Source organism: Streptomyces sp. NRRL F-2664 (assembly GCF_000719345.1).
Taxonomy (GTDB): domain Bacteria; phylum Actinomycetota; class Actinomycetes; order Streptomycetales; family Streptomycetaceae; genus Streptomyces.
The window spans coordinates 211,507-233,828 of the sequence record NZ_JOFX01000006.1; the positions used below are offsets into that span (position 1 = coordinate 211,507).

General features: G+C 72.2%; 20 protein-coding genes. 15 read left to right on the forward strand and 5 right to left on the reverse strand.

Annotation, left to right across the window (positions count from 1 at the left end; all coding sequences use genetic code 11):
• The first annotated feature begins 127 nt into the window (after positions 1–127).
• Positions 128–874 carry an SLATT domain-containing protein gene (locus IF89_RS0109695; protein WP_234327710.1) on the forward strand — a complete coding sequence of 249 codons (747 nt, stop codon included), beginning with the start codon at positions 128–130 and terminating at the stop codon, positions 872–874.
• 69 nt (positions 875–943) lie between these two features.
• Here IF89_RS0109695 and IF89_RS0109700 read toward each other — a convergent pair whose 3' ends face one another.
• The 3 genes from IF89_RS0109700 to IF89_RS0109710 form a co-directional block, all read right to left on the reverse strand.
• The gene (locus tag IF89_RS0109700; protein ID WP_030764138.1) at positions 944–1,594 is read right to left on the reverse strand and encodes a hypothetical protein; all 651 of its coding nucleotides are present in this window, start codon (positions 1,592–1,594) and stop codon (positions 944–946) included.
• Positions 1,595–1,696: 102 nt separating this feature from the next.
• Positions 1,697–2,362, reverse strand: a complete 666-nt coding sequence (locus IF89_RS0109705) for a GntR family transcriptional regulator (protein ID WP_030764142.1) — start codon at positions 2,360–2,362, stop codon at positions 1,697–1,699.
• Positions 2,363–2,480: 118 nt separating this feature from the next.
• Positions 2,481–3,842 (reverse strand): aspartate aminotransferase family protein, encoded by a 1,362-nt coding sequence (locus IF89_RS0109710; protein WP_030764144.1) that lies wholly within the window; start codon positions 3,840–3,842, stop codon positions 2,481–2,483.
• Positions 3,843–4,180: 338 nt separating this feature from the next.
• Here IF89_RS0109710 and IF89_RS0109715 point away from each other — a divergent pair, with 338 nt between their 5' ends.
• The 3 genes from IF89_RS0109715 (at position 4,181) to IF89_RS0109725 (ending at position 5,804) form a co-directional block, all read left to right on the forward strand.
• Entirely contained in the window at positions 4,181–4,810 is a 630-nt protein-coding gene (locus IF89_RS0109715; RefSeq protein ID WP_030764145.1) for a type 1 glutamine amidotransferase family protein, read from the forward strand.
• On the forward strand, positions 4,803–5,315 hold the full coding sequence (locus IF89_RS0109720) for a MarR family winged helix-turn-helix transcriptional regulator (protein WP_030764147.1): 513 nt from the start codon (positions 4,803–4,805) through the stop codon (positions 5,313–5,315). The genes IF89_RS0109715 and IF89_RS0109720 overlap by 8 nt, the downstream gene beginning before the upstream one ends.
• 117 nt (positions 5,316–5,432) lie before the next feature.
• Positions 5,433–5,804 (forward strand): nuclear transport factor 2 family protein, encoded by a 372-nt coding sequence (locus IF89_RS0109725; RefSeq protein ID WP_324605314.1) that lies wholly within the window; start codon positions 5,433–5,435, stop codon positions 5,802–5,804.
• Between the two features lie 72 nt (positions 5,805–5,876).
• Here IF89_RS0109725 and IF89_RS0109730 read toward each other — a convergent pair whose 3' ends face one another.
• On the reverse strand, positions 5,877–6,371 hold the full coding sequence (locus tag IF89_RS0109730) for an HIT family protein (RefSeq protein WP_030764154.1): 495 nt from the start codon (positions 6,369–6,371) through the stop codon (positions 5,877–5,879).
• A 213-nt stretch (positions 6,372–6,584) separates the two neighbouring features.
• Here IF89_RS0109730 and IF89_RS0109735 point away from each other — a divergent pair, with 213 nt between their 5' ends.
• From IF89_RS0109735 to IF89_RS0109765, 7 genes are all read left to right on the forward strand, one after another.
• Positions 6,585–7,691, forward strand: coding sequence for an alpha/beta hydrolase (locus IF89_RS0109735; RefSeq protein ID WP_078628191.1), 1,107 nt, complete (start codon positions 6,585–6,587; stop codon positions 7,689–7,691).
• Positions 7,684–8,862 carry an acyltransferase family protein gene (locus IF89_RS0109740; RefSeq protein WP_051806920.1) on the forward strand — a complete coding sequence of 393 codons (1,179 nt, stop codon included), beginning with the start codon at positions 7,684–7,686 and terminating at the stop codon, positions 8,860–8,862. Before IF89_RS0109735 ends, IF89_RS0109740 begins: the two co-directional genes overlap by 8 nt.
• Positions 8,863–8,872: 10 nt before the next feature.
• Entirely contained in the window at positions 8,873–10,255 is a 1,383-nt protein-coding gene (locus IF89_RS0109745; RefSeq protein ID WP_234327711.1) for a sensor histidine kinase, read from the forward strand.
• Positions 10,252–10,923: a response regulator gene (locus IF89_RS0109750; RefSeq protein ID WP_030764163.1), complete on the forward strand. Its 672-nt coding sequence runs from the start codon at positions 10,252–10,254 to the stop codon at positions 10,921–10,923. The genes IF89_RS0109745 and IF89_RS0109750 overlap by 4 nt, the downstream gene beginning before the upstream one ends.
• An 88-nt stretch (positions 10,924–11,011) precedes the next feature.
• Entirely contained in the window at positions 11,012–12,361 is a 1,350-nt protein-coding gene (locus IF89_RS0109755) for a sensor histidine kinase (protein WP_063831271.1), read from the forward strand.
• Positions 12,358–13,017 (forward strand): response regulator, encoded by a 660-nt coding sequence (locus IF89_RS0109760; RefSeq protein WP_030764168.1) that lies wholly within the window; start codon positions 12,358–12,360, stop codon positions 13,015–13,017. Before IF89_RS0109755 ends, IF89_RS0109760 begins: the two co-directional genes overlap by 4 nt.
• Before the next feature lie 27 nt (positions 13,018–13,044).
• Positions 13,045–14,253: a cytochrome P450 gene (locus tag IF89_RS0109765; protein WP_030764169.1), complete on the forward strand. Its 1,209-nt coding sequence runs from the start codon at positions 13,045–13,047 to the stop codon at positions 14,251–14,253.
• Positions 14,254–14,535: 282 nt separating this feature from the next.
• On the opposite strand, the gene IF89_RS0109770 is transcribed toward IF89_RS0109765, so the two are convergent.
• A complete protein-coding gene (locus tag IF89_RS0109770; RefSeq protein WP_030764170.1) occupies positions 14,536–15,366 on the reverse strand; it encodes a hypothetical protein in 831 nt (276 codons plus the stop codon).
• 183 nt (positions 15,367–15,549) lie between these two features.
• Between IF89_RS0109770 and IF89_RS0109775 the strand changes: the two genes are divergently transcribed.
• The 4 genes from IF89_RS0109775 to IF89_RS46935 form a co-directional block, all read left to right on the forward strand.
• Positions 15,550–16,833: an adenylosuccinate synthase gene (locus IF89_RS0109775; RefSeq protein ID WP_030764171.1), complete on the forward strand. Its 1,284-nt coding sequence runs from the start codon at positions 15,550–15,552 to the stop codon at positions 16,831–16,833.
• Positions 16,834–16,993: 160 nt separating this feature from the next.
• Complete coding sequence (locus tag IF89_RS0109780; RefSeq protein ID WP_063831272.1) at positions 16,994–17,875, forward strand: PP2C family protein-serine/threonine phosphatase; 882 nt, start codon at positions 16,994–16,996, stop codon at positions 17,873–17,875.
• Between the two features lie 168 nt (positions 17,876–18,043).
• On the forward strand, positions 18,044–19,018 hold the full coding sequence (locus IF89_RS0109785; RefSeq protein WP_030764176.1) for an MASE1 domain-containing protein: 975 nt from the start codon (positions 18,044–18,046) through the stop codon (positions 19,016–19,018).
• 235 nt (positions 19,019–19,253) lie between these two features.
• A partial coding sequence (locus IF89_RS46935; RefSeq protein WP_030764178.1) for a hypothetical protein occupies positions 19,254–22,322 on the forward strand: 3,069 nt, incomplete at its 3' end.

Sequence of the window (22,322 nt, forward strand, 5' to 3'; positions counted from 1 at the left end):
GCCCTCCTTGCGAGCGGAAATCGCGGGATTCGCCGTCCATCGCCCGTCATTCGAAGGTAGGAAGAGCATGCGCATCATTGCGCACACGCGCACCACCACACGTCAGCGCAGGCAGAGGGAGTGCCGGGTGAGCCAGCCGGAGATGCAGCCCGAGGGGCCACCCCGGGATCCCCGGGAGGAGGGCGGCGGGCCGATGCCGGCGGGCGATCTGACAGGCCGGCCCTTCCCCGTGGGGGACTGGGGCGAGCCCGCCGAGCGGCTCGACGAGCTCTACCGGCGCGTCGAGGCGGACGCCCTGCGCACCGCCGAGTGGTACCTGTCCGACCGGGCGTGGAAGCGCCGCGGTGCGCGTGTGCTGCGCGTCGGGGCGGCCCTGGGGGCCGTCACCGGTGCGGCCATGCCGGTGCTGGAGCTGACCGGCTCGGCGCCGGGCGGATCGACGTACGGGTACCTGGCGCTGCTGCTCGGCGCGGCCGCCCTGGCCTGCGACCGGTTCTTCGGGCTGACGTCGGGGTGGATGCGGGACGTGGCCACCGCCCAGGCGGTGCAGCGCAGGCTCCAGACCCTCCAGTTCGACTGGGCGTCGGAGAACGTCCGCGAGGTGCTCGGACCGACCGAGGGCACCGCCAGCGAGGCCGCCGAGCGGTGCCTGACCGTACTGCGCCGCTTCTCCGAGGACATCACCGAGCTGGTGCGGTCGGAGACAGCGGACTGGATGGTGGAGTTCCGCTCCGGGCCGGCGCCGCTGGTGATGCAGTCCCTGGGAGCCCCCGGGGCCCGCACGGACGCCTACGTCCCGCCGGCCCGCTTCCCGCTGCCGCCGGGCACCCGCCCGAACATGCCGCGCCAGCGGCCGCCCGAGCAGCCCCGCTGATCCGTGGCCCGTCCCAGGAGGGGGCAGGGCGGGGCGGGCCGCCCCGCCCCCCGCCGAACGACGGCCGGCTCAGCTGAAGATGATCATCGAGCCCTGTCCCAGGCTGCGCGTCGCCGCCGCGTGCAGTCCCAGCCAGACGTGGCGCTCGCGGGCGAAGGGACTGCCGTCGTGCGGGATCGGCCCCGCCGGCTCCTCCAGTGACGTGGGCCGCCCCGGCGGGGCGGGCGCCGCGGGCGGGTTCCCGGGGTCTATCCCGATGGCGGGGGCGACGAACAGCAGCTCCCGCAGCAGCCCGTGCGCGGACCCCAGCGGTCCGCCGCCGGCCAGCAGCTCCTCGTTGGCCAGCGGCGCCCCGAAGTCGACCGGCACGTACGCTCCGGCGTGGTCGTAGTGCCACACCAGGTGCGACTGCTGCGCGGTGGGCTCGAACATCTCCAGCAGCTGCTCGTAGTCCCCGCCCAGCTCGTCCACCGGGGTCACCGGCAGGCCGCAGAGCTGCAGCAGGTAGGCCCGTCTGAGGAAGTGCAGGGCGTCGTAGTCGAAGCCGGCGACCGGGGCGACGTCCCCGCTCAGCCCCGGCATGTACGCGAACACCGGCACGGACGGGAGTCCGGCCGCACCCAGCGCCCTGTCGTACGAGGCGATCTCTTCCGCGAACGGGTTGTCGGGGCTGTGGCACAGCACGTCGACAAGGGGGACCAGCCACAGGTCACAGGCCACTCGGCCTCCGATCAGTCGTTGACGCCGATGCGGCCAGCGTAGTGCGCCGGACACCCTCCGCGAAGGGGTGCGCAGAACTGCGGGGTCACGGCGGCTGCGGGATCAGAGCTTGGCGGCCCAGGCCAGCGCGTGCTCGTTGTAGCCCTGCACGATGCGGCGCACCGCTTCGGCGTCGGCCAGCGTCACGGCGTCCACCAGCGCGCTGTGCCCGTCCCAGAGGGCTTCCCGCAGCTGCTCCTCGCGCTGGAGGTGGGGGACGGCGAAGACCCAGCACTGCACACGGATGCGGTGCAGGAACTCGGTGATGTAGGTGTTGGCGACCAACCCGCTCAGTTCCCGCCAGAAGCGCAGGTCGTAGCCGATCAGCACTTCCAGGGAGCCGCTCCGGGCCGCCCTGCGCGCCTCCTCGCCCCGGCGGCGCACGGAGACCAGCATCTCGCCGGAGCCGGGAGCGGTGCCGCGCTCCGCGAGACGGCGGAAGATGCCGTCGACGACCAGCGCACGGGCCTCGATCATCCCGCGGAAGTCGTCGACGGAGAAGGCCCGCACGCGGAAGCCGCGGTGCTGGACCAGTTCGAGCAGGCCCTGCGCCGAGAGGTCGACCAGCGCCTCGCGCACCGGGGTGGCCGAGACCTCGTACTGCTCGGCGATCTGCTTGACGGTGAACTCGGTCCCCGGAGGCAGGCGTCCCGCGAGCACCTCGTCGCGCAGCGCGTCCGCGATCTGCTGACGAAGTGTGTTGCGGGTGACAGCTCCGCTGCCTGGCATAGGGGTCCGTCTCCTGTCGTAGAGCTGCGGACACCATAGGCCAGACAGCGAGGCCGAAACCGAGCGGTCTGTGATCGTTATGTGGAGGTCAGGACCGTTATGAGGACGAGACCTGCGCTCAAGCGGCGGTGGTGTGGCGGTCCGCGACCGTGAGCGCCTCGTCCAGCAGGGCCAGCCCTTCCTTCGCCTCCCCCTCCGTGATGGTGCACGGGGGCACGACGTGCGTGCGGTTCATGTTGACGAAGGGCCACAGGCCGGACGCCTTGCAGGCCGCCGCGAACTCGGCCATCGGGGCGTTGTCCGCTCCGGACGCGTTGTACGGGACGAGCGGCTCGCGCGTCTGTGGGTCCCGTACGAGCTCCAGGGCCCAGAAGGCGCCGAGGCCGCGGACCTCGCCGACGCAGGGGTGGCGCTCGGCGAGCTCGGCGAGCCCCGGTCCGAGCACGTTCTCGCCGAGGTGGGCGGCGTGCCGGACGACTCCCTCCTCCTCCATCGTGTTGATCGTCGCGACGGCGGCCGCGCACGCCAGGGGATGGCCGGAGTACGTCAGTCCGCCCGGGTAGGGGCGGGTCGCGAAGGTCTCGGCGACGGCGGCCGAGATGGCCACGCCGCCGAGCGGCACATAGCCGCTGTTGACGCCCTTGGCGAAGGTGATCAGGTCGGGGGTGACGTCCCAGTGCTCGGCGGCGAACCAGGTACCGGTGCGGCCGAAGCCGGCCATGACCTCGTCGAGGATGAAGACGATTCCGTAGCGGTCGCAGAGTGCGCGGACGCCCGCCAGGTAGCCGGCGGGCGGGACCATGATGCCGGCGGTCCCCGGCACGCTCTCCAGGATGATCGCCGCGATCGACTGCGGGCCCTCGAAGGCGATGGTGTCGGCGAGGTGTGCGAGGGCGCGCTCGCACTCCTCGGCCTCGGTGGTCGCGTGGAAGGCGGAGCGGTAGAGGTACGGGCCCCAGAAGTGGACGACGCCGGCGGCGGCCGTGTCGGACGGCCAACGGCGGGGGTCACCGGTCAGGTTGATCGCGGCGGCGGTGGCCCCATGGTACGAGCGGTAGGTCGAGAGCACCTTGGCGCGGCCCGTGTGCAGACGGGCCATGCGGACGGCGTTCTCGACGGCCTCGGCTCCGCCGTTGGTGAAGAAGATCTTGTCCAGGTCGCCCGGGGTGCGCTCGGCGATGAGGCGTGCGGCCTCGGAGCGGACGTCGACGGCGAAGCCGGGCGCGAGGGTGCAGAGCCGGGCGGCCTGCTCCTGGATCGCGGCGACGACCTTCGGGTGCTGGTGGCCGATGTTGGTGTTGACCAGCTGGGAGGAGAAGTCGAGGTAGCGCTTGCCGTCGTAGTCCCAGAAGTACGAGCCCTCGGCCCCCGCGACGGCGAGCGGGTCGATCAGGGCCTGGGCGGACCAGGAGTGGAAGACGTGCTTCCGGTCTGCGTCCTTCACGGCGGCGAGAGGGTGCGGGGTGACATGAGGGGTCATGGCGTCACGGTAGAAGTGCGCAGGTGGGGAGGGACATCGGCGGACTGTATGGGGGTGGCGGGCCGGTCTCGGCAGTCTGTCTGCGCCCCCGGAGCACCGACCCGCCATCTTGACAGCATCCTGTCGTTATGACAGTCTCTTGTCATAGGCGCTTTCCGTGGAAGGCCGGGACGGGCGGCTCACCGCCACCCGGGTTTGCCGGGCTTCGGCGGGTCCGTGCGGGTTGTGCCGGGTGACGGCGGGTCCCGCGGGTCCGACCGGAGCGCGGCCGCCACCACGGCGAGCACCACAGGCACCGGGCACCGACGAGCACCATCCGACGCTGGAGGCGAAACACCATGAGCGAGACCGCACACAAGCCCGTCCACCTCGCGGTCTACGACACGTACGCGGACTGGGAGACCGGCCACACGACCGCGCACCTCACCCAGCGCGGCCACGTCGTGCGCACGGTCGGCCACACCGCCGGAGCGCCCGTCACCACCATGGGCGGCCTCCGCATCCAGCCTGACCTGGCGCTCGCGGAACTGCGACCGGAGGACTCGTCGCTGCTGATCCTGACCGGGGCCTCCCAGTGGGACACGGGCGACGAGCTGGCGCCCTTCGCGGCGAAGGCCCGGGAGTTCCTGGCCGCCGGCGTACCGGTCGCCGCGATCTGCGGGGCCACCGCCGGCCTCGCCCGCGAAGGCCTGCTGGACGACCGCGCCCACACCAGCGCCGTGCCCTTCTACCTGGCCGAACAGCCCGGCTACGAGGGCGCCGAGCACTACGTCGAGACCGACGCGGTGACCGACGGGGACCTGATCACGGCCGGTCCGACGGAGCCGGTCGCCTTCGCCCGCGAAATCTTCGCCCGCCTGGACGTCTACACCCCGGACGTCCTCGACGCCTGGTACGGGCTCTTCCACGACTCGGACCCGAACGCCTACCCCGTCCTGATGGCGGCGTCGGAGGCGGGCAATGCTTGAGCCCCTGTCGCCGCCCGGGTCGACCCGGACCCGGCAGGACCTGCTGAGCCGCACCGCACTCGGGGTGTTCCGGCTGAACGGCCAGTTCCTCTCCCTCTCCGAGGAGTTGGCCCGGCCGGCCGGGCTGACCGCCGCGTGGTGGCAGGTGCTGGGAGCGGTGCTGCGCGAACCGCTGCCCGTCGCGGGAATCGCCCGGAGCATGGGCATCACCCGGCAGAGCGTGCAGCGCATCGCGGACCTGCTCGTGGACAAGGGCCTCGCGGAGTACGCGCCGAACCCGGCACACCGGCGGGCGAAGCTGCTGCGGCCCACGGAGGAGGGTCGCGCGGCGGTCGACAGGATCGGTCCGGGCCATGCGGCCATGGCCGCCCGGCTCGCGGCGGAACTGGGTGACGACGCCTTCACGGACACCGTGCGCGTCCTGGAGCGCCTCGCCGCAGCACTGGATGCCCTGCCGGCGCCGCGCGACCCGGCGCAGGCCGCCGAGCCCGACCCGGCGGCCTGATCCGCCGCCGGCAGTGACCCCGTACCCGTTTGTGTCGAGGTCAATAAGCCTGTGGGCAAAGCTTGTTGCCCGCGACCGGGCTGCCGGACACTGCGGCCCATGGAGCCGTTGAGGGTAGTGGCACGACTGTGGGAGCGGATCGAGGCGCGCGACTGGGACGGCGTGGCCGCGCTCATCGCCGAGGACGCCGTCATCGAATGGCCCGTGAGCGGTGAGCGCATCGTCGGGCGCGCCAACTTCATCGCCGTGAACAGCGACGACGGCTACTCGGACGAGACGCCCGTACGCGTGCTGCGCATTCTGGCCGACGGTGACCACGTCGTCACCGAGGTGGAGATCCCCCAGGACCACGTCGTCTACCGTGCCGTCTCGCTGTGGACGGTGCGCGACGGGGAGATCGTGGGGGCGAGGGAGTATTGGACCAGCCCCGGCCAGGACCCCGCTCCGAGCTGGCGCGCGGGGTACGTCGAGCCGCTGGCGGCGGACTGAGCGGCCGGCCCTCCGGTGCGAGCGGAGTTCTCGCGCTGCCCACCGTGGTGACCGGCCCCGACACGGCGATCGTCACCCGGGGGGCCGTTGCGCCCCTCCGAGCCGGTCCAGCTCCGCGCCGATCGCAGCCCGCAGGGTGTCGTGGTGCGGCCCGAGGGCGTGCTTCTCGCCGTGCCAGCACTCCCGTTCGTAGAGCCACACGGGCCGACCGACACGGTCCTCCGGTTCCCAGTCGTAGCGGGGCCAGATGTGGGCGTGGAGGTACGGGTCGGTGTTGCCGAGGATCTCGATGTTCACGCGGCGGAATGCCGGGTCGAGCTGCGCGCAGGCCCGCTCGACGGCTTCGGCCAGCCGTTCCATGTCCGCGAGGTACGCGGCTCGGCGGGGCCGGGGCAGGTCCGAGAGCCGGGTCACGGCCGGGTCGTCGGTGAGCAGGACCGAGTAGCCGGGGAGGAACTGCCGGTCCCCGATGACGGCGAAGCCGGTGTCGAGGCGGCGCAGGACGGTCGGGTTCGTGCCGCGGTGCGCGTTGCCGATGCGGTCGCGGCGCCAGTCGTCGTCGGGCATGCGGGGCTCCAAGCTGACTTCTGGATACAGGGGTTGAGCACTGCCCGGCGCACCGTGGTCCGGAATGGTGTGCCTCTGCAGTATCCCCCGTCATACCTGAGAGCTACGCGTGGAGACGGCTCCGTGGCGGGACGCCGACGAGTGGTCCGGATTCCTAACTTCGGTAGTGGAGAGGGGCGCTGACTGCCCCTCCGGGCGACCGAAGGACACACCATGGCTACGGGGACGGCGGGCGCGGGCAGTGCGGGTGACGTGGGCGGCGCGGGCGGTACTGACGGCGCGGCGCCGGCGGCGCACGTAGGCGGCGCGGGCGGCGCGGGGCACGAGACGGACGGAGGCGGTCCGAGCGGGGCAGGGTTGGGATCGCGGGCGGTGCGAGGGCGGGGCGGGCGGCTGCGGCGCACACTGCTCGCCGCGCTGGTCGCGGCGGCCGTGATCGTCCCCGTGACGGCCGCTGCCTCGGCGCAGGCTCCCGCACCGGCGCCCGCCGTCTTCACCGAAACCGCCTCGCCCCGGTCGCGTTACGCCGCGAACCTCGACAACCTTGCCGTGGCGGCCCGGATGGCCGAGGACGCCGACCGCTCCGGCCGCGCCGGCCGGTTGCGGGCCATGGCGGCGGGCGGCACGGCGCAGTTCCTCGCCTTCGACGGCCGCGGCCGGGGCCGGGCCGTCGAGGTGCTGGGCGAGCTGGAGACCGCCGAGAGGATCGCCGTCCTGGTGCCCGGATCCGACACCACGCTCGACACGTACGAGAGGTTCCGGTCCGGAGCGGCCGCGCTCCACCAGCGACTCCTGGCCGAGCACCCGCGCTCCGCCGTGGTCGCCTGGCTCGGGTACGACACCCCGGGCACGGTCAGCACCACCGTGCTGACCGCCGACCGGGCCGATGAGGCCGCAGCCGAGCTGGGCCCGTTCCTGGACCGGTTGGACCGCATATCCGCGCCGGGTGCCCGGTTGTCGCTGCTCTGCCACTCCTACGGCTCGGTCGTCTGCGCCCGGACCAGGACCGGCCCCGCGGTCGGCGACATGGTCCTCTTCGGCAGCCCCGGTACGGGAGCAGCATCCGCCCGGGAGTTGCCGACCGCCGCCCGGGTGTGGGCCGGGCGGGGCGGCTCCGACTGGGTGGCCCGTGTACCGCACGTCCGGTTCGGCGGGATCGGATTCGGCACCGACCCCGTCGACCCCGCGTTCGGGGCGCGGGCTTTCACCGTCGGAGCCGGCGGCCACAGCGACTACCTCAAGCCGGGGACCCGTTCCCTCGACACCCTGGCCGCCATCGTCCTCGGGACCGCTCCCGCCCAGGAGGCTTCCCGTGCGTGAACTGCGCGTCCGCTGGTCCGCCCTGGCGGCGGGCATCGATGCGGCCACACCGGCCGACCGGGACCGGGCCGTGGACGCCCTGCGGGCCCTCGCGATCCTCGGCGTGGTGCTGGGCCACTGGCTGGTCACTTCCCTGACCACCGCCGACGGCGGCCTGCGCGGCACCAGCCCGCTGGTCCACCTGCCCTGGCTGGCCCCGGTGTCCTGGGTGTTCCAGACACTGGCCGTCTTCTTCCTGGTCGGCGGTCGTGTTGCCGCCCTCGGCCACGTGTCGGCGCGCGAGCGCGGCGTCTCCTACAGGGCCTGGGTCGGGCAGCGGCTGGGCCGGCTGTTCCGGCCGGTCGCCGCGGTGCTCGTGCTGTGGACGGTCGTGGCGGGCGGCATGCTGGCCGGAGGGGCGGAGTTCGACACGGTACGGACGCTCGTCAAGCTGGTTCTGTCGCCGCTGTGGTTCCTGCTGGTGTTCGCCGCGCTCACCGCCGCGGTCCCGCTCGTGTCCCGGCTCGGCCCGGTGTGGCCGGCCGCCGTGGTGGCCGCCGTGGACCTGTGGCGCTTCGGCCTGGGCGGGCCCGCGTGGATCGGCTGGGTCAATGTGGTGGCGGGCTGGCTGGTTCCGTTCACGCTGGGCGCCGCGTGGTCGCGCGGAGCCCTGGCCGGGCGCGGTCGCCTCCTGCTCCTGACCGGCGGCGCCGCAGCTGCCACGGCGGCGCTGGTCCTGTGGGGCGGGTACCCGGCGTCCATGGTGGGGGTGCCTGGGGCGGCGGTCTCGAATCTCAACCCGCCGACCCTCGCCGCCGTCGCGTTCGGACTGGCCCAGTGCGGGCTGGCCCTGCTGGCCCGCGACCGGCTGGCCCGCCTCATGCGCCGCCCGGCGGCCTGGGCGAAGGTGGCTCTGGTGAACCTGTCCGCGATGACGGTCTTCCTGTGGCACCAGACCGCCATGATGGCCGTCACCGCCCTCGGGATGCTGGCCTCCGCCGATCTGCCCGGGCTGCACACCCCGCCCGACTCCGTGGCCTGGACAGCCGCCCGGATCCTGTGGTTGCCGGTGTTCGCGGTGGCGCTCGGGCTCTGCTGGGCCGCGTTCAGCGTCCACGAACAGGCCCGCCGTCCCCGACCGGCCACCGATTGCGTCCCGACCCCTCCCGTCAAGGAGATCACCCATGCCTAGGCTGAGCCGCGTGAGCGAGCAGCGCGTGTCCCCGGCCGAGCCCGGATCCTCCCCGGCCGCCGGCGGCGGATCCGGACGGCGCCTGTCGTTGGCTCTGGAGCTGTTCACCCTGCGGCGCGATCCCCTCCCCGGTATGGGGCGGCCGCGGTGGCTGGCCCGGCTGCCGCACGTCCTCGTCGCCTACGCCGCGGTGTTTTTCGGGTTCCTCACCACCCAGCAGCTCATGGACCACTACCACGTCAAGGGCGGCCTACCGCTGGCCGTCGCCCTGCTGACGGCGCTGTCCATCTGGCTCGCGATGTTCCGGCCGATCGCCGCCTGGTGGCTGGGTCTGCTCGCCGCGGGCTGGATCGCCTGGATGATCCACGACAATGTCGGGCAGGGGCAGACCTGGCCCTGGACGCCGGGCGGGATGTTCGCGTTCGCTCCCGTGCTGCTGCTGGTCGCCCTGCGGGTGCCGCCGCGGGTGACCATATGGGTCGTCGGTATCTCCGTCGCCCTCACCGGGGCGGCCGAGCTGGCCTTCCCTCCGGCCGGGAGCCAGTTCTCCTCCGTGGGGGCTGCCGTCCTCTTCGGCTTCGTCGGGCTCCTGGGGTATGCGCTGCGCGCCCTGCGCCTGGCCAAGGGCGAGCTGGTCGAGCAGGAGACCCTCACCGCGGAGGAGCGGGCCCGGCGCACCCTGCTGGAGGAGCGCAGCCGTATCGCCAGGGAGTTGCACGACGTCGTCGCGCACCACATGTCGGTGATCTCCATCCAGGCGCAGGTCGCACCGCACCTCGTGGACGACCCGTCCGAAGAGCTCAAGGAGAACCTGGCGGGCATCCGGGAGAACGCGTTGGAGGCCCTGACGGAGCTGCGGCGGGTACTGGGGGTGCTGCGTTCCGAACAGCCCGGCGATCCTGCGGCGCCGCAGCATCCGCAGCCGACGCTCGCCGAGCTGGACGGCCTCGTGGACAACGTGCGGGGCGCGGGGTTGGAGGTCACCACCGAGGTCGCGGGCATCCGCCGGCCGCTGGCACCCGGCGTGGAACTCACCGCGTACCGGATCGTGCAGGAAGCCCTGAGCAACTGCCTGCGCCATGCCCCCGGTTCGCAGGTGGAGGTGGGCGTCGCGTACGGCCCGCGCGAGCTGCACCTGTGCGTCGCCAACAGCGCTCCGACCAGACCGGCCCCGCCCTCGCAGGGGACGGGACACGGGCTGCTGGGGATGCGGGAGCGAGCGGGCATGCTGGGTGGTGAACTGGCCGCGGGCCCACGTCCCGACGGCGGGTACGAGGTCAGCGCCGTGCTCCCGATACACCCGCAGAAGCCGCCCGCCGGCCAGGATCCCGGCCCGCGTCCCGGGCCGGGAACCGACCCCGGAAGCGGCCCCGAGACGAAGAAGGCCACATGAGCACCCCGATCAAGGTGATGATCGCCGACGACCAGATGATGGTGCGGCAGGGCTTCACCGTGCTGCTCGACGCCCAGCCCGACATAGAGGTCGTGGGGCAGGCGGTGGACGGGGCGGACGCCGTCGCGAAGGTCGCCGAGCTGGCCCCGGACGTGGTGCTGATGGACATCCGCATGCCCGGCATGGGCGGCATCGAGGCCACGTCCGTGATCACCCGCGGTGCCTCCGCCGCGGTGAAGGTGCTGGTGCTGACGACCTTCGACCTCGACGAGTACGTGTACGAGGCGCTGCGGGCCGGCGCGTCCGGCTTCCTGCTGAAGGACGCCTCGGCCGATCAACTCGCGGAGGCAGTGCGGGTGGTGGCGGCCGGTGAGGCGCTGCTGTCGCCGAACATCACGAAGCGGCTGATCACGGAGTTCTCCCGGTTGGGTGCGCCGCGTGCTCCGTCGCGGGCCCGCATCGACGCACTGACCGAGCGGGAGACCGAGGTGCTGTCGCTGATCGCCCAGGGCCTGTCGAATGCGGAGATCTCCGAGCACCTGGTCCTGGCCGAGCAGACGGTCAAGACGCACGTGAGCCGGATCCTGGTGAAGCTGGGCCTGCGGGACCGGACACAGGCGGCGGTGTTCGCGTACGAGAGCGGTCTGATCCGTCCGGCGGGCTACTGACGGGCCCGAGTAGTACCTGAGAGGGACCCGGGGAAATCCCCATCAGCGGCGACGCGGACGAAGGCGGTACCGACCTACGGTGGTGCGTATGACCGAGACGACCACCGGGGGGACAGCCCGGACGCCTGAATTCCGACTGGCATCGGAGGTGATCGCGACCCTGCGCCAGGACCTCCTCACCGATGCCTTCGCCTACCGGCCGCTGCCCCTGGTGGAGGCCCCGGGACGCTTCTCACGACGGATGCCCGAGGGGATACGGCGGTATGCGCCCTGGCGGCAGTACGCGGCGGTGGGAGCGCTGGCCTTCACCGCGGTGCTCTTCACGATGGGCGGGCAGTCGAGCTACCTGGGCGACCTGGGCCGGCTCGTCATGGGGCTGATCGCCGCGGTCCCGGTTCTCATGACCCTGGTGCGGCCGGTCGGTGCGTGGTGGGCGGCCGTCGCGATGACGGTGGTGCTGGCCGCGTTGGGCGGCGGCGCCAACTGTCCCTGGACCCCCGGCGCCTTCTTCTCCTACATCGTGGTCATGGTCCTCGTCACGCTGCGGACCGGCGCCCGCGTGGCGGCATGGATGTGGGCGCTCACCCTCGCGCTGGGTTCCGCGCTCTCGGCGGTGTTCAACGGCGAGTGGGGGTCGAACATGCCGGAGATGGCAGTGACCTCGGCGTTCGCCCTGGTGATCGCCAGCAGCATCCAGATACGCCGGCACGCCAGGGCGGAGGTGAGTGCGCAGCAGGAGGTGACGGCCGTGGAGCGGGACAAGCGGACGCTGCTGGAGGAGCGGACCACGATCGCCCGGGAGCTGCACGACGTGGTGGCGCACCACATGTCGGTGGTGGCGATCCAGGCGGAGGCCGCTCCGTACCGGGTGAAGAACCCGCCGCCGGAGCTGGAGGCGGCATTTGCGACCATCCGGGAGAACGCGGTGGCGGCCCTGACCGAGTTGCGGCGGGTGCTGGGTGTGGTGCGCTCCGCCGACTACGAGGCGCCGGACGCCCCGCAGCCGACGCTGGCGTCGCTGGACGGTCTGCTGGCGAACGTCCGCGAAGCAGGGCTGCATGTGGATAAGACGGTGACGGGTGCGGTGCGGGAACTGCCGCAGGGCGTGGAGCTGTCGGCGTACCGGATCATCCAGGAGGCCCTGAGCAATTCCTTGCGGCATGCGCCGGGCGCGGCGGCCGGGGTGGAGGTGTCGTATGTCCTCGGCGGTCTGGGGATACGCGTCGTCAATGAGGCGCCGACCGGGGATGTGCGGCCTTCGCCGGGTGCCGGTCACGGGATCACCGGGATGCGGGAGCGGGTGGCCATGCTGGAGGGCGAGATGACGGCCGCGCCGACGGAGTCGGGCGGGTACGAGGTCGCGGTGTTCATACCGGTGCCCAGCCGTCCCGGACGGGTCCCGGAGGCGGAGCCGGCTCCGTCGGAGGGGACGGCATGACGATCAGGGTGTTGATCGTCGACGACCAGATGATGGTCCGCGAGGGGTTCTCCGTCCTGCTGAACGCCATGGACGGCATCGAGGTGGTGGGCGAGGCGGTCGACGGCCGGGAGGCCATCGCGCAGGTGGCGGCGCTGCGGCCGGACGTGGTGCTGATGGACATCCGGATGCCGCTGATGAACGGCCTGGAGGCGACGCGGGAGATCGTGGCCGCCGACACGGACGCGAAGGTGCTGGTTCTGACGACCTTCGACCTCGACGAGTACGTGTACCAGGCACTGCGGGCAGGGGCTTCCGGATTCCTGTTGAAGGACGCTTCGGCCCGTCAGCTGGCGGACGGGGTGAGGGTGGTGGCGGCCGGCGAGGCTCTGCTGGCGCCGTCGGTGACGAAGCGGTTGATCGCCGAGTTCTCGAAGATCTCCCAGGCGCGCAAGCTGGCCGATCCGGCAGGGGTGGGTGAGCTGACGGAGCGGGAGACGGAGGTGCTGATCCTGATCGCACAGGGGTTGTCCAATGCGGAGATGGCCGACCGGCTGATCGTCGCGGAGTCCACGATCAAAACCCATGTGAGCCGGATCCTGGTGAAGCTGGGCCTGCGGGACCGGACGCAGGCGGCGGTGTTCGCCTACGAGACCCGTCTGGTGACACCGGCCTGATCAAGCGCCATCTCCTAGGCTGCGGGCATGGGCTTTGATCCGTGGGATGCCGCGTTCGTCGCCGATCCGTACCCGGCCTACCGGGAGCTGCGGAAGCAGGGGAGGGCCATCTGGTGGGAAGCCACCGGGCAGTGGCTGGTGCCGCACTACGCCGATGTGAGTGCCTTGCTGCGGGACCGGAGGCTGGGGCGGACCTACCTCCACCGGTTCTCGCACGAGGAGTTCGGGCGGGAGGCGCCGCCGCCGGAGCACGAGCCCTTCCACGTGCTCAACGGCAACGGCCTGTTGGACCTGGAGGATCCCGCGCATGCGCGGGTTCGCCGGCTGGTGGCGAAGGCGTTCACGCCGCGGACGGTGGAGCGGCTCGTGCCCTCCGTGCAGCGGATGGCCCGGGAACTGGTCGGGCGGCTGCTCGCGGACGGGGGCGGTGATCTGCTCGCCACCGTCGCCGAACCGCTGCCGGTGGCTGTGATCGCGGAGCTGCTGGGTGTGCCGGAGGCGGACCGGGGACTGCTGCGGCCCTGGTCGGCGGACATTTGCGGGATGTTCGAGCTCCGGCCGGACGAGGAGACGGCGCAGCGCGCGGTGCGGGCCAGCATCGACTTCAGTGCGTACCTGCGGGAGCTGATCGCCGAGCGGCGCACCCGGCCGGGCGAGGACCTGGTCTCCGGTCTGATCGCCGCCCATGACGAGGAGGGACGGCTCAGCGAGCAGGAGATGATCTCCACCTGTGTGCTCCTGCTGAACGCGGGACATGAAGCCACCGTCAACACCACGGTCAACGGCTGGTGGACGCTGTTCCGCCATCCCGACCAGCTCGCCGCGCTCCGCGCCGCCCGCGATCCGGAAAAGTTGTCCACAGCTGTGGATGAACTCATGCGGTACGACACTCCTCTGCAGATGTTCGAGCGCTGGGTGCTCGACGACATCCGCGTCGGGGACGCCGAGATCCCCCGCGGGGCGGAGGTCGCCCTGCTCTTCGGGTCCGCGAACCGGGATCCCGCGCGCTTCGTCGACCCCGACACACTGGATCTCGCACGGGCCGACAACCCGCACCTGACCTTCGGGGCGGGCATCCACTACTGCCTGGGAGCGCCGCTGGCGCAGCGGGAGCTGGAGGCTTCGTTCGGGGCGCTGCTGGCGGACGGAGTCCCACCACTGCGGCTCGTGGAGGAGCCCCAGTGGCGAGACGGCTACGTCATCCGGGGCCTGGAACGCCTGCTCGTGGAGTTCTAGCCCTACCTGCCCCGAACAGCCCCGTCATGTACCGAAATGACTAGACCTGTCCCCAATTGACCCGTCTGGCGGACCTGCCCCGAGGAACCACAGGACGCCGCACCGCTCCGGGGCGCCCGCGAGCTGCACCGTCCGTACGGCCGGGGCCGGCTCCCCCGGGGCCAGGGCCGTGCCGGCAGGGTTTGCGCCCCAGCAGCCGAGCGCGAGCCCACGGCCCCAGGGAGCACCACCACCGGCGGCCGCCACCGCGGGCGGGCGCACCACCTGGGCCCCGGGCGTCCGTCAGCGGGGCAGGGTGAGCGTCCACGCGCCGGGGCGCAGCGTCCACGTGCGGCGGCGGACCGGTCCCGTCATCGCGCCGTCGGCGCGGTAGCGGAAGTCCGCGCCCGACACCGTCACCGCCTTCGCGCGGGCCGTCACCGTCGAGCCGCCGAAGCCGCCCCCCGTGCGCACCGCGACCTCGGCCGGCTCCCCGTCGCCCCGCGTACGCACCGAGACGTCGGCGACGGGCTGGTCCACATCCGCCAGCAGCACCCCGTCGGCCTCCACGCGCAGCCGGTGGTGCCCGCCGGCCGCCGCCACCGGGCGGACCAGCGTCCGTACCAGGGAGCGGTACGCGCTCCACACCGACGGCCCGGCCGGCCGCGGCACCCCCCGCTCCGGGCCGCGCAGCGGTGGGATCCGCAGCGCGCCCAGCACCACCCCGTCACTGTCGTCGACCAGCAGGTCGCACATCCGCGCAGAGCCGTCGAGCACCGCCCGGGCCGCCGCGACGGCGGACTCCGGCACTCCCAGGGACCTTGCGAGCGCCAAGGACCCCGCCGGCCCCACCGGAACCAGCGCCACCGCCCCTTCGCCCAGCCCCCGCTCCCGGTGCAGCAGCGCCACGGTGCGCGCCAGGGCCCGGTCGTCGCCCACGATCACCGGCTGCCGATGGCCCCGGCGGGCGAGTGCCCGCGCGAATTCCTCCTGCGAGGACGGCAGGCAGATTTTCGCCGCCGCGCCCGCGGACAGCACGTCTTTCGCGATCCGCACGGACTCGCCGTCAAGACGGCGGGCGACCGGGTCGACGAGCACCAGCAGACCGCCTACCGGCGCGCCCGCTTCGCTCATGGTGGGCTCTGGAGCCGACACCTCGGTCCTTCCTCGGGTAGCATCTTTGTGCAAGAGGCCCTTGCGCTATTGCGCCAGGGCCTTCGTCTATTCCGGGGCAACCCGTCCGACGGCTCAGCCCGCGTACATCGTCGTACGCCCCCCTGACCTTGGACATGCCCCATCCGGAAGAGGTGTACGCCTGTGCCCGCTCTTGTGCTGCTCGGAGCTCAGTGGGGTGACGAGGGCAAGGGAAAGGCCACCGACCTGCTCGGTGGATCCGTTGACTATGTAGTGCGCTACCAGGGCGGCAACAACGCCGGCCACACGGTCGTCGTGGGCGACCAGAAGTACGCGCTGCACCTTCTCCCTTCCGGCATCCTCTCCCCCGGATGCACCCCGGTCATCGGTAACGGCGTCGTCGTCGACCCGGCCGTCCTGCTCTCCGAGCTGCGCGGTCTCAACGAGCGCGGCATCGACACCTCCAAGCTGCTCATCAGCGGCAACGCGCACCTGATCACGCCGTACAACGTCACCCTCGACAAGGTCGGCGAGCGCTTCCTCGGCAAGCGCAAGATCGGCACCACCGGCCGCGGCATCGGCCCGACGTACGCCGACAAGATCAACCGCATCGGCATCCGCGTCCAGGACCTCTACGACGAGTCGATCCTGACCCAGAAGGTCGAGGCGGCGCTGGAGGGCAAGAACCAGCTCCTGGCCAAGCTCTACAACCGTCGCGCGATCGAGGCCGGTCAGATCGTCGAGGAGATGCTCCAGTACGCGGAGCAGATCAAGCCCTACGTCGCCGACACCACCCTGATCCTCAACAACGCGCTGGACGAGGACAAGGTCGTACTCTTCGAGGGCGGCCAGGGCACCCTGCTCGACGTCGACCACGGCACCTACCCCTTCGTCACCTCGTCGAACCCGACCGCGGGCGGCGCCTGCACCGGCACCGGCGTGGGCCCGACGAAGATCAGCCGTGTCATCGGCATCCTGAAGGCCTACACGACCCGCGTCGGCGCGGGCCCGTTCCCGACCGAGCTGTTCGACCAGGACGGCGAGGACCTGCGCCGCATCGGTGGCGAGCGCGGTGTGACCACCGGCCGCGACCGCCGCTGCGGCTGGTTCGACGCCCCGATCGCCCGGTACGCCACCCGGGTGAACGGCCTCACCGACTTCTTCCTCACCAAGCTCGACGTGCTGACCGGCTGGGAGCAGATCCCGGTCTGCGTCGCGTACGAGATCGACGGCAAGCGCGTCGAGGAGCTGCCGTACTCGCAGACCGACTTCCACCACGCGAAGCCGATCTACGAATACCTCCCCGGCTGGTCGGAGGACATCACCAAGGCCAAGACCTTCGAGGACCTGCCGGCCAACGCCCAGGCCTACGTCAAGGCCCTGGAGGAGCTGTCGGGCGCCCCGATCTCCGCGATCGGCGTCGGCCCGGGCCGTACCGAGACGATCGAGATCAACTCGTTCCTGTAGCCCTCAGGCCGCCGGCACAGCACGGAGGGGCGGTGCGCACCATGGAGTGCGCACCGCCCCTCCGGCCTCGGGGGGCGGGGTTCCGCGGGCGGAAATAGGATGGGGCACGTCGTTTCGGGCGGCGGAAGCAGGGATGGATGCACCATCGTCGGAGCCTTCCATGAGCCGGCGCCGTCCCCCTCGGGTGGCCAGCGCCGATCTGCTGAGCATGCTCGGCAGGCTCACCGCCCAGGCTCGGCAAGGCGTGGAGCTCCAGCAGGCCCGCGTCGAGCTGGCGGAGGCGCTGCAACGCGAGATGCTGCCCACGGCGCTGCCCTGCGTGCCGGGCCTGCGCACCGCGGCCCGGTATTCGCCCGCCCGGCACGGTCTGGACATCGGCGGTGACTGGTACGACGGGTTCCGCCTGCCGGAGGGCGCACTCGCCTTCTGCATCGGTGACGTCCAGGGCCACGACGTCGACGCCGCCGCTTTCATGGGACAGGTCAGGATCTGCCTGCGGGCCGTGGCGGCCGTGGTCGTGGACCCCGGCGAGGTGCTGAGCAGGGCCAACGAGGTGCTGCTGTCCATGAACCGCGACCTCTTCGCGACCTGCAGCCTGCTCCGCTTCGACCCGGACACCTGGGAGCTGGAGAGCGCCCGGGCCGGTCACGTCCCGGCGGTCTGGGCCACGGTAGACGGCCAGTACGGCATAGCTGAGGACAACGGCGGACTGCCGCTGAACCTGGTGCCCCGGTCGGCGTACTCGGTGACCCGGCGGCGGCTCACCGAGGCGGGATCGATCGTGCTGCTCACCGACGGCGTGGTCGAGGGCCCGAGGTTTCCGCTGGAGGTGGGGCTGGAACGCGTGGTGAAGGTGGTCCGGGAGGCTGCGGGCGCCGACCCCGCCGAGCTCGCCGCCGAAGTGATGAAGGTGGCCGATTCGACGGGCCACGCCGACGACGCCGCGGTGCTCGTCCTCAGCCACGATGCGGCCGGCCCCGAACCCGCAACCGAACCCGGCACCGGCCCCGCCCCCGGACCGGCCGCCGCCGACGGGCCCTGAGCCGACGCCGCGAGCGAGGCCGCATCGGGTGCCGCGGGCGCCGCCGCATCCGGTGACGCGGACGACGCCCCACCCGGTGCCGCGGGCGGCGCCGCCACCGGGACCCCTTGACCCGGCCCCGCGCGTGTCACACCCCACCCGGCCCGCGGGCTGTTGTCTGATGCTGTAGTGCGCACCGACGGATGGCGACGATGGCGGCAGTGGCGGCGTCCGGCCGGGGTCCTCCTGCCGGTCCTCGCCCTCGCGGTCACGTACTACGTCAGCGGGCGGATCGGGCTGCACCAGAGCGTGACCGTCGACGGCGCCGAGGTCACGCCCCTGTGGCCGCCCACCGGCATCGCTCTGACCGCCCTGCTCTGGCTGGGCCCGCGGGTCTGGCCGGGGATCTCCCTGGGCACCTACCTCGGCATCGAGCACATCAGCGACTTCGACCTCAGCGACCTGGGCATCCTCGCCGGGAACACCCTCGCGCCGCTGTGCGCGTACCTGATGCTGCGCCGGGTGGACTTCCGCCAGCAGATGGACCGGCTCCGGGACGCGCTGGCGCTGGTCTTCCTGGGCGGCCTGCTGCCCATGCTGATCAGCGCGACGGCCGGGACCTGCACCCTCGTCCTCACCGGCGACCTGCCCTGGAGCGGATTCTGGCCGGTGTGGTCGGCCTGGTGGGCCGGCGACGCCATGGGAGTGCTCGTCCTGACCCCGCTGCTGCTCGTCCTGCGCCGGGCCCGGCTGCCCCGGGACGACTACCGACTGGCCGAGGTGGCGGCACTGTCGGTCGCGTCCGTGGTCGTCACCCTCATGGCCACCCGCAGCCACCTGTCCGTGCTCTTCCTCGTCTTCCCGCTGCTGATCTGGGCGGCCGTACGCTTCCAGTTCGCCGGGAGCGCGCCGTGCGCGCTGCTGATCTCGGTCCTCGCCATCTCGGCGGCGAACGACAACGCCGGGCCGTTCGTGGACTACGGCCTGCTGGAACTCATGGTCAACCTGCAGGCCCTCAACGGAGCGGCCGCGCTCACCGGACTGCTGCTGTCCGCGCTGGTCACCGAGCAGAACAACGTACGACTGCGGATCGAGCAGGTCTGCGAGGACCTGGCGGAACTGGTCGAACACCTGGCTCCGGGCGGCAGACCCCCCGACCACTGAACGCCACCGCCCCCGAGCCCGCCGTACCGGGCCCCGCTTTTGAACACGCTCAGGTCTGGGCTCTAGAGTGAAGGGATCTCCGCCCGCAAGGTCGCCAATACCTGTGCGATCAGGGGAAGTTGGCACGCTTCTGTCCCGAACTGATCCCTATGTCCCTCAGTGCGGATCCGACGCGCCGACTGCCCCACGCCCCTGTGCAGGCCACAGGAGCCGGGCTCATCCGACTGGGGGGTTCATGAGTTCGCTGCCGACCGGCAGAAGACAGCGGCACAGACGGGGCAGAGGTGGCTCGATCGCCGCCTCGGGCGCTCTGCTGCTGGCCGTACTGGCCGCCTTCGCGGGCCAGGCCGCTCCGGCCTACGCGGCCGCGGCCCCGCCTGCCGCCGAGGCCCGCGCAGAAGGCCCGGCAGCGGCGACGGCCGCACCGAAGACCGGGCCCGTGGCGCCGCCGAAGCGCGACCCCAAGGCCGACCACGAGGCCGCCGTACGCACGCTGCAGAAGAGCGCGGCGGCCGGCGACTGCCCGGCCACCGCCGCCGCCCACACGGTCGTCACCTGCACGCTCGACCCGAACGAGAGCGCCGCCTTCTCGCTCACCCTGCCCCAGCAGAAGGACCTGCTGCTGGTCCAGGTCCTGGGGACGGCGGGGTGGACCCACACCAAGCTGGTCGCACCCGACGGCGCCGAAGTGACCTGCGAGGGCGTCACCGGCTCCGCCTCCTACGGAGCCCTGCGCTGCCCCACCACCCGAGCCGGGGCGCACACGCTGGAGGTCCGCAGCACCAGCGGCTCGGCGAACACCGTCTCGGTGTCGTACGTCCCGCTGCTCTCCTCCACCGCCTGCACGGCGGTGGGCGCCGCCGACCGCAGACTCGGTGCCCCGACGGCGTTCCCCGGCTCGCTGCCGATCGGTTCCGCGGGCGACTGCTACGGGCTGGACCTGGCTGCGGGCGACGTGCTGCGCACGTACTCCTCCAGCTGGCGGGTCGTGCGGACCGTCCACGACGCCACCGGCAAGGAGATCTGCTCGTCCCAGGACGGCGGCAGCAATGCCTGGGACTGCAAGCTCGCCGGCACGGCCCCTTTCCGGGCCTCGGTGATGTCTCCCTCGGGCACCGCCGAGACCTACGACTTCAGCGCCGCCCGGCTCTCCAGGCCGGAGGGCTGCGCCCTCGTGGAACCGCAGGCTTTCGGGACCTCCCCCGACCTGAGTCCGACCGCGCGCTGCCGCACCCTGCGCGTCGCCCAGGCCGCCGGGTACGCCTTCGGCCCGGTCAAGGCCGATGCCCCGCTCACCGGCATGCTGTTCGGCCAGGACGGCACCCCGGCGGCGCCCGCGTGTGCGCAGGGCGCCTGCGACCTCGCTGCCGGCGACCACACGTGGGTCCTCGACCCCCACCCCACCGGTGTCGATGCCTTCGGCATGCGCCTGCACTCCGCCAAGGAGACGCGCGGCTGCACGGCGACCCACGACAACGGCCTGGCGGCCGGTCCGGCCGCGGGCACCTTCGCAGGCCCGGGGCAGCGCCTCTGCCTGACCCTCCCGACCTCCTCCGGCCAGGGCGTGTACCTGATCAACCGGCCCCCTGCGGAAGGCACCAGCGCGGCCGTGGCGGTCTACGACGCGGCCGGCGCCCAGCAGTGCGCACACGACGGCTACGCGTTCTACGTCTGCAAGCTGACCGGTACCGCGCCGTTCCGCGCGGTCCTGAGCGGTGACCCGGCCAAGGCCTACCAGCTGGTGATCCACCGGACCGGCGAGGCCGCGGGCTGCGCCGCCTGGCCTCGGAGCGGGTTCGACGGCAGCTGGGGCGCGCAGGCCCCGGTGTCGTCGACGGCGCGGCACTACTGCATGAGCCTGCCCGCGGACCAGCACTCCACCGCCGAGGTGATCGACTACACCAACCAGCAGGGCCGGGTCAACGGCGAAGTCCTGCTGGTGGACCCGACCGGCACCGCGGTCTGTGCGACGGCGCCCCAATCCGTGACCACCTGCCGACTCACCGCCGGTGTCCCGTACACCGCCATGGTGGTGTTCTCGGGCTACGGGTCGGACACCTACAAGCTGGTCCGACGTGACATCTCGTCGACCGCGCAGTGCGCCTCCCCGGCCTCCACGACGGTCGGCGGCCGATCGCTCCCGTACGACCTGACGTCGGCGCTCGACGCCCGCTGCGTCCGGGTGAACGGCGTCGCCACCGACAAGTTCTGGCTGAGTTCCCGCGCGCTCAACGAACCGCGGTACGGCCCCTCGACGGTGATGATGGTGGTCGACGCCGACGGAAGGATGATCTGCCGCCAGTGGGGCGTCTCCTGCCAGGTCACCGGATCGACCTCGTACGTGATGGTAGTGCTCGCCTCCGGTTTCAAGGGTGAGCCCATCCACACCGATGTCGACACGTGGAAGGTCGCCACGGCAGCGGGCTGGGCTCCGGAATGCACCGCCGACACGGTGTCGGTCGATGGATTCGCCGTGCGCAGCGGAGTCCTCACCGAGTCCTCGACGGCCCGCTGCGCGGTCATCGACGTGCAGCCCTCCCAGACGTTCAGCGTCGTCGGCACCACCAGCGCCACCAGCTTCGGCAAGCCCGCGGTGAATCTGCTGAGCCTGAGCCGCTGGGACAGCACCTACCTCGGGTACCAGTGCGGCGGACGCTGGGGCGGGTTCGGCGCCACCTGCTCGACCGACGCCCACTCCGAGGCCTCCCGGGCCCTGCTGATGCTGAGTGCGGGCCGGAGCGCCACTCCGGCCGAGTACAGCATCCAGGGGATCTGCCACTCCGGCTGCGTTCGGCCGCCCGTCGAGGACCCCAAGGGCATCAGCCCCTCCACCGGTCCGTCCGGGACGCGCAATCACGCCACTGTCAGCGGTACCGGGCTCACCCTCGGCACCAAGCTCATGCTGAAGCGTGAGGGCTTCCCGGACAAGCCCATGAAGGTGATCTCCGTCGACCCCGCGGGCACCGCACTGAACGTCGAGGTCGACACCACCGGTCTGGCGGCCGGGCAGTACGACCTGCTCCTCGAAGGCGTCGGCTACACCACCGGCGTGCCCTCCCACGGGTACCTGCCGAAGGCGTACACGGTGACCGCGCCGACGGCCGCCACGAAGAGCCGGTTCGTGCCGCACGGTCCGGCGCGGTTCCTGGACACGCGTGACGGTACGGGTGCGGCGAAGTTCGCACCAGGGCAGATCGTGCCGAATCTGGTGACGGTGCCGGTGGTGAACGGGAAGGTCGACCTGCGCAACAACGCCGGTTCGGTGGACCTGATCGCCGACGTGACGGGGTACTACACGGACAAG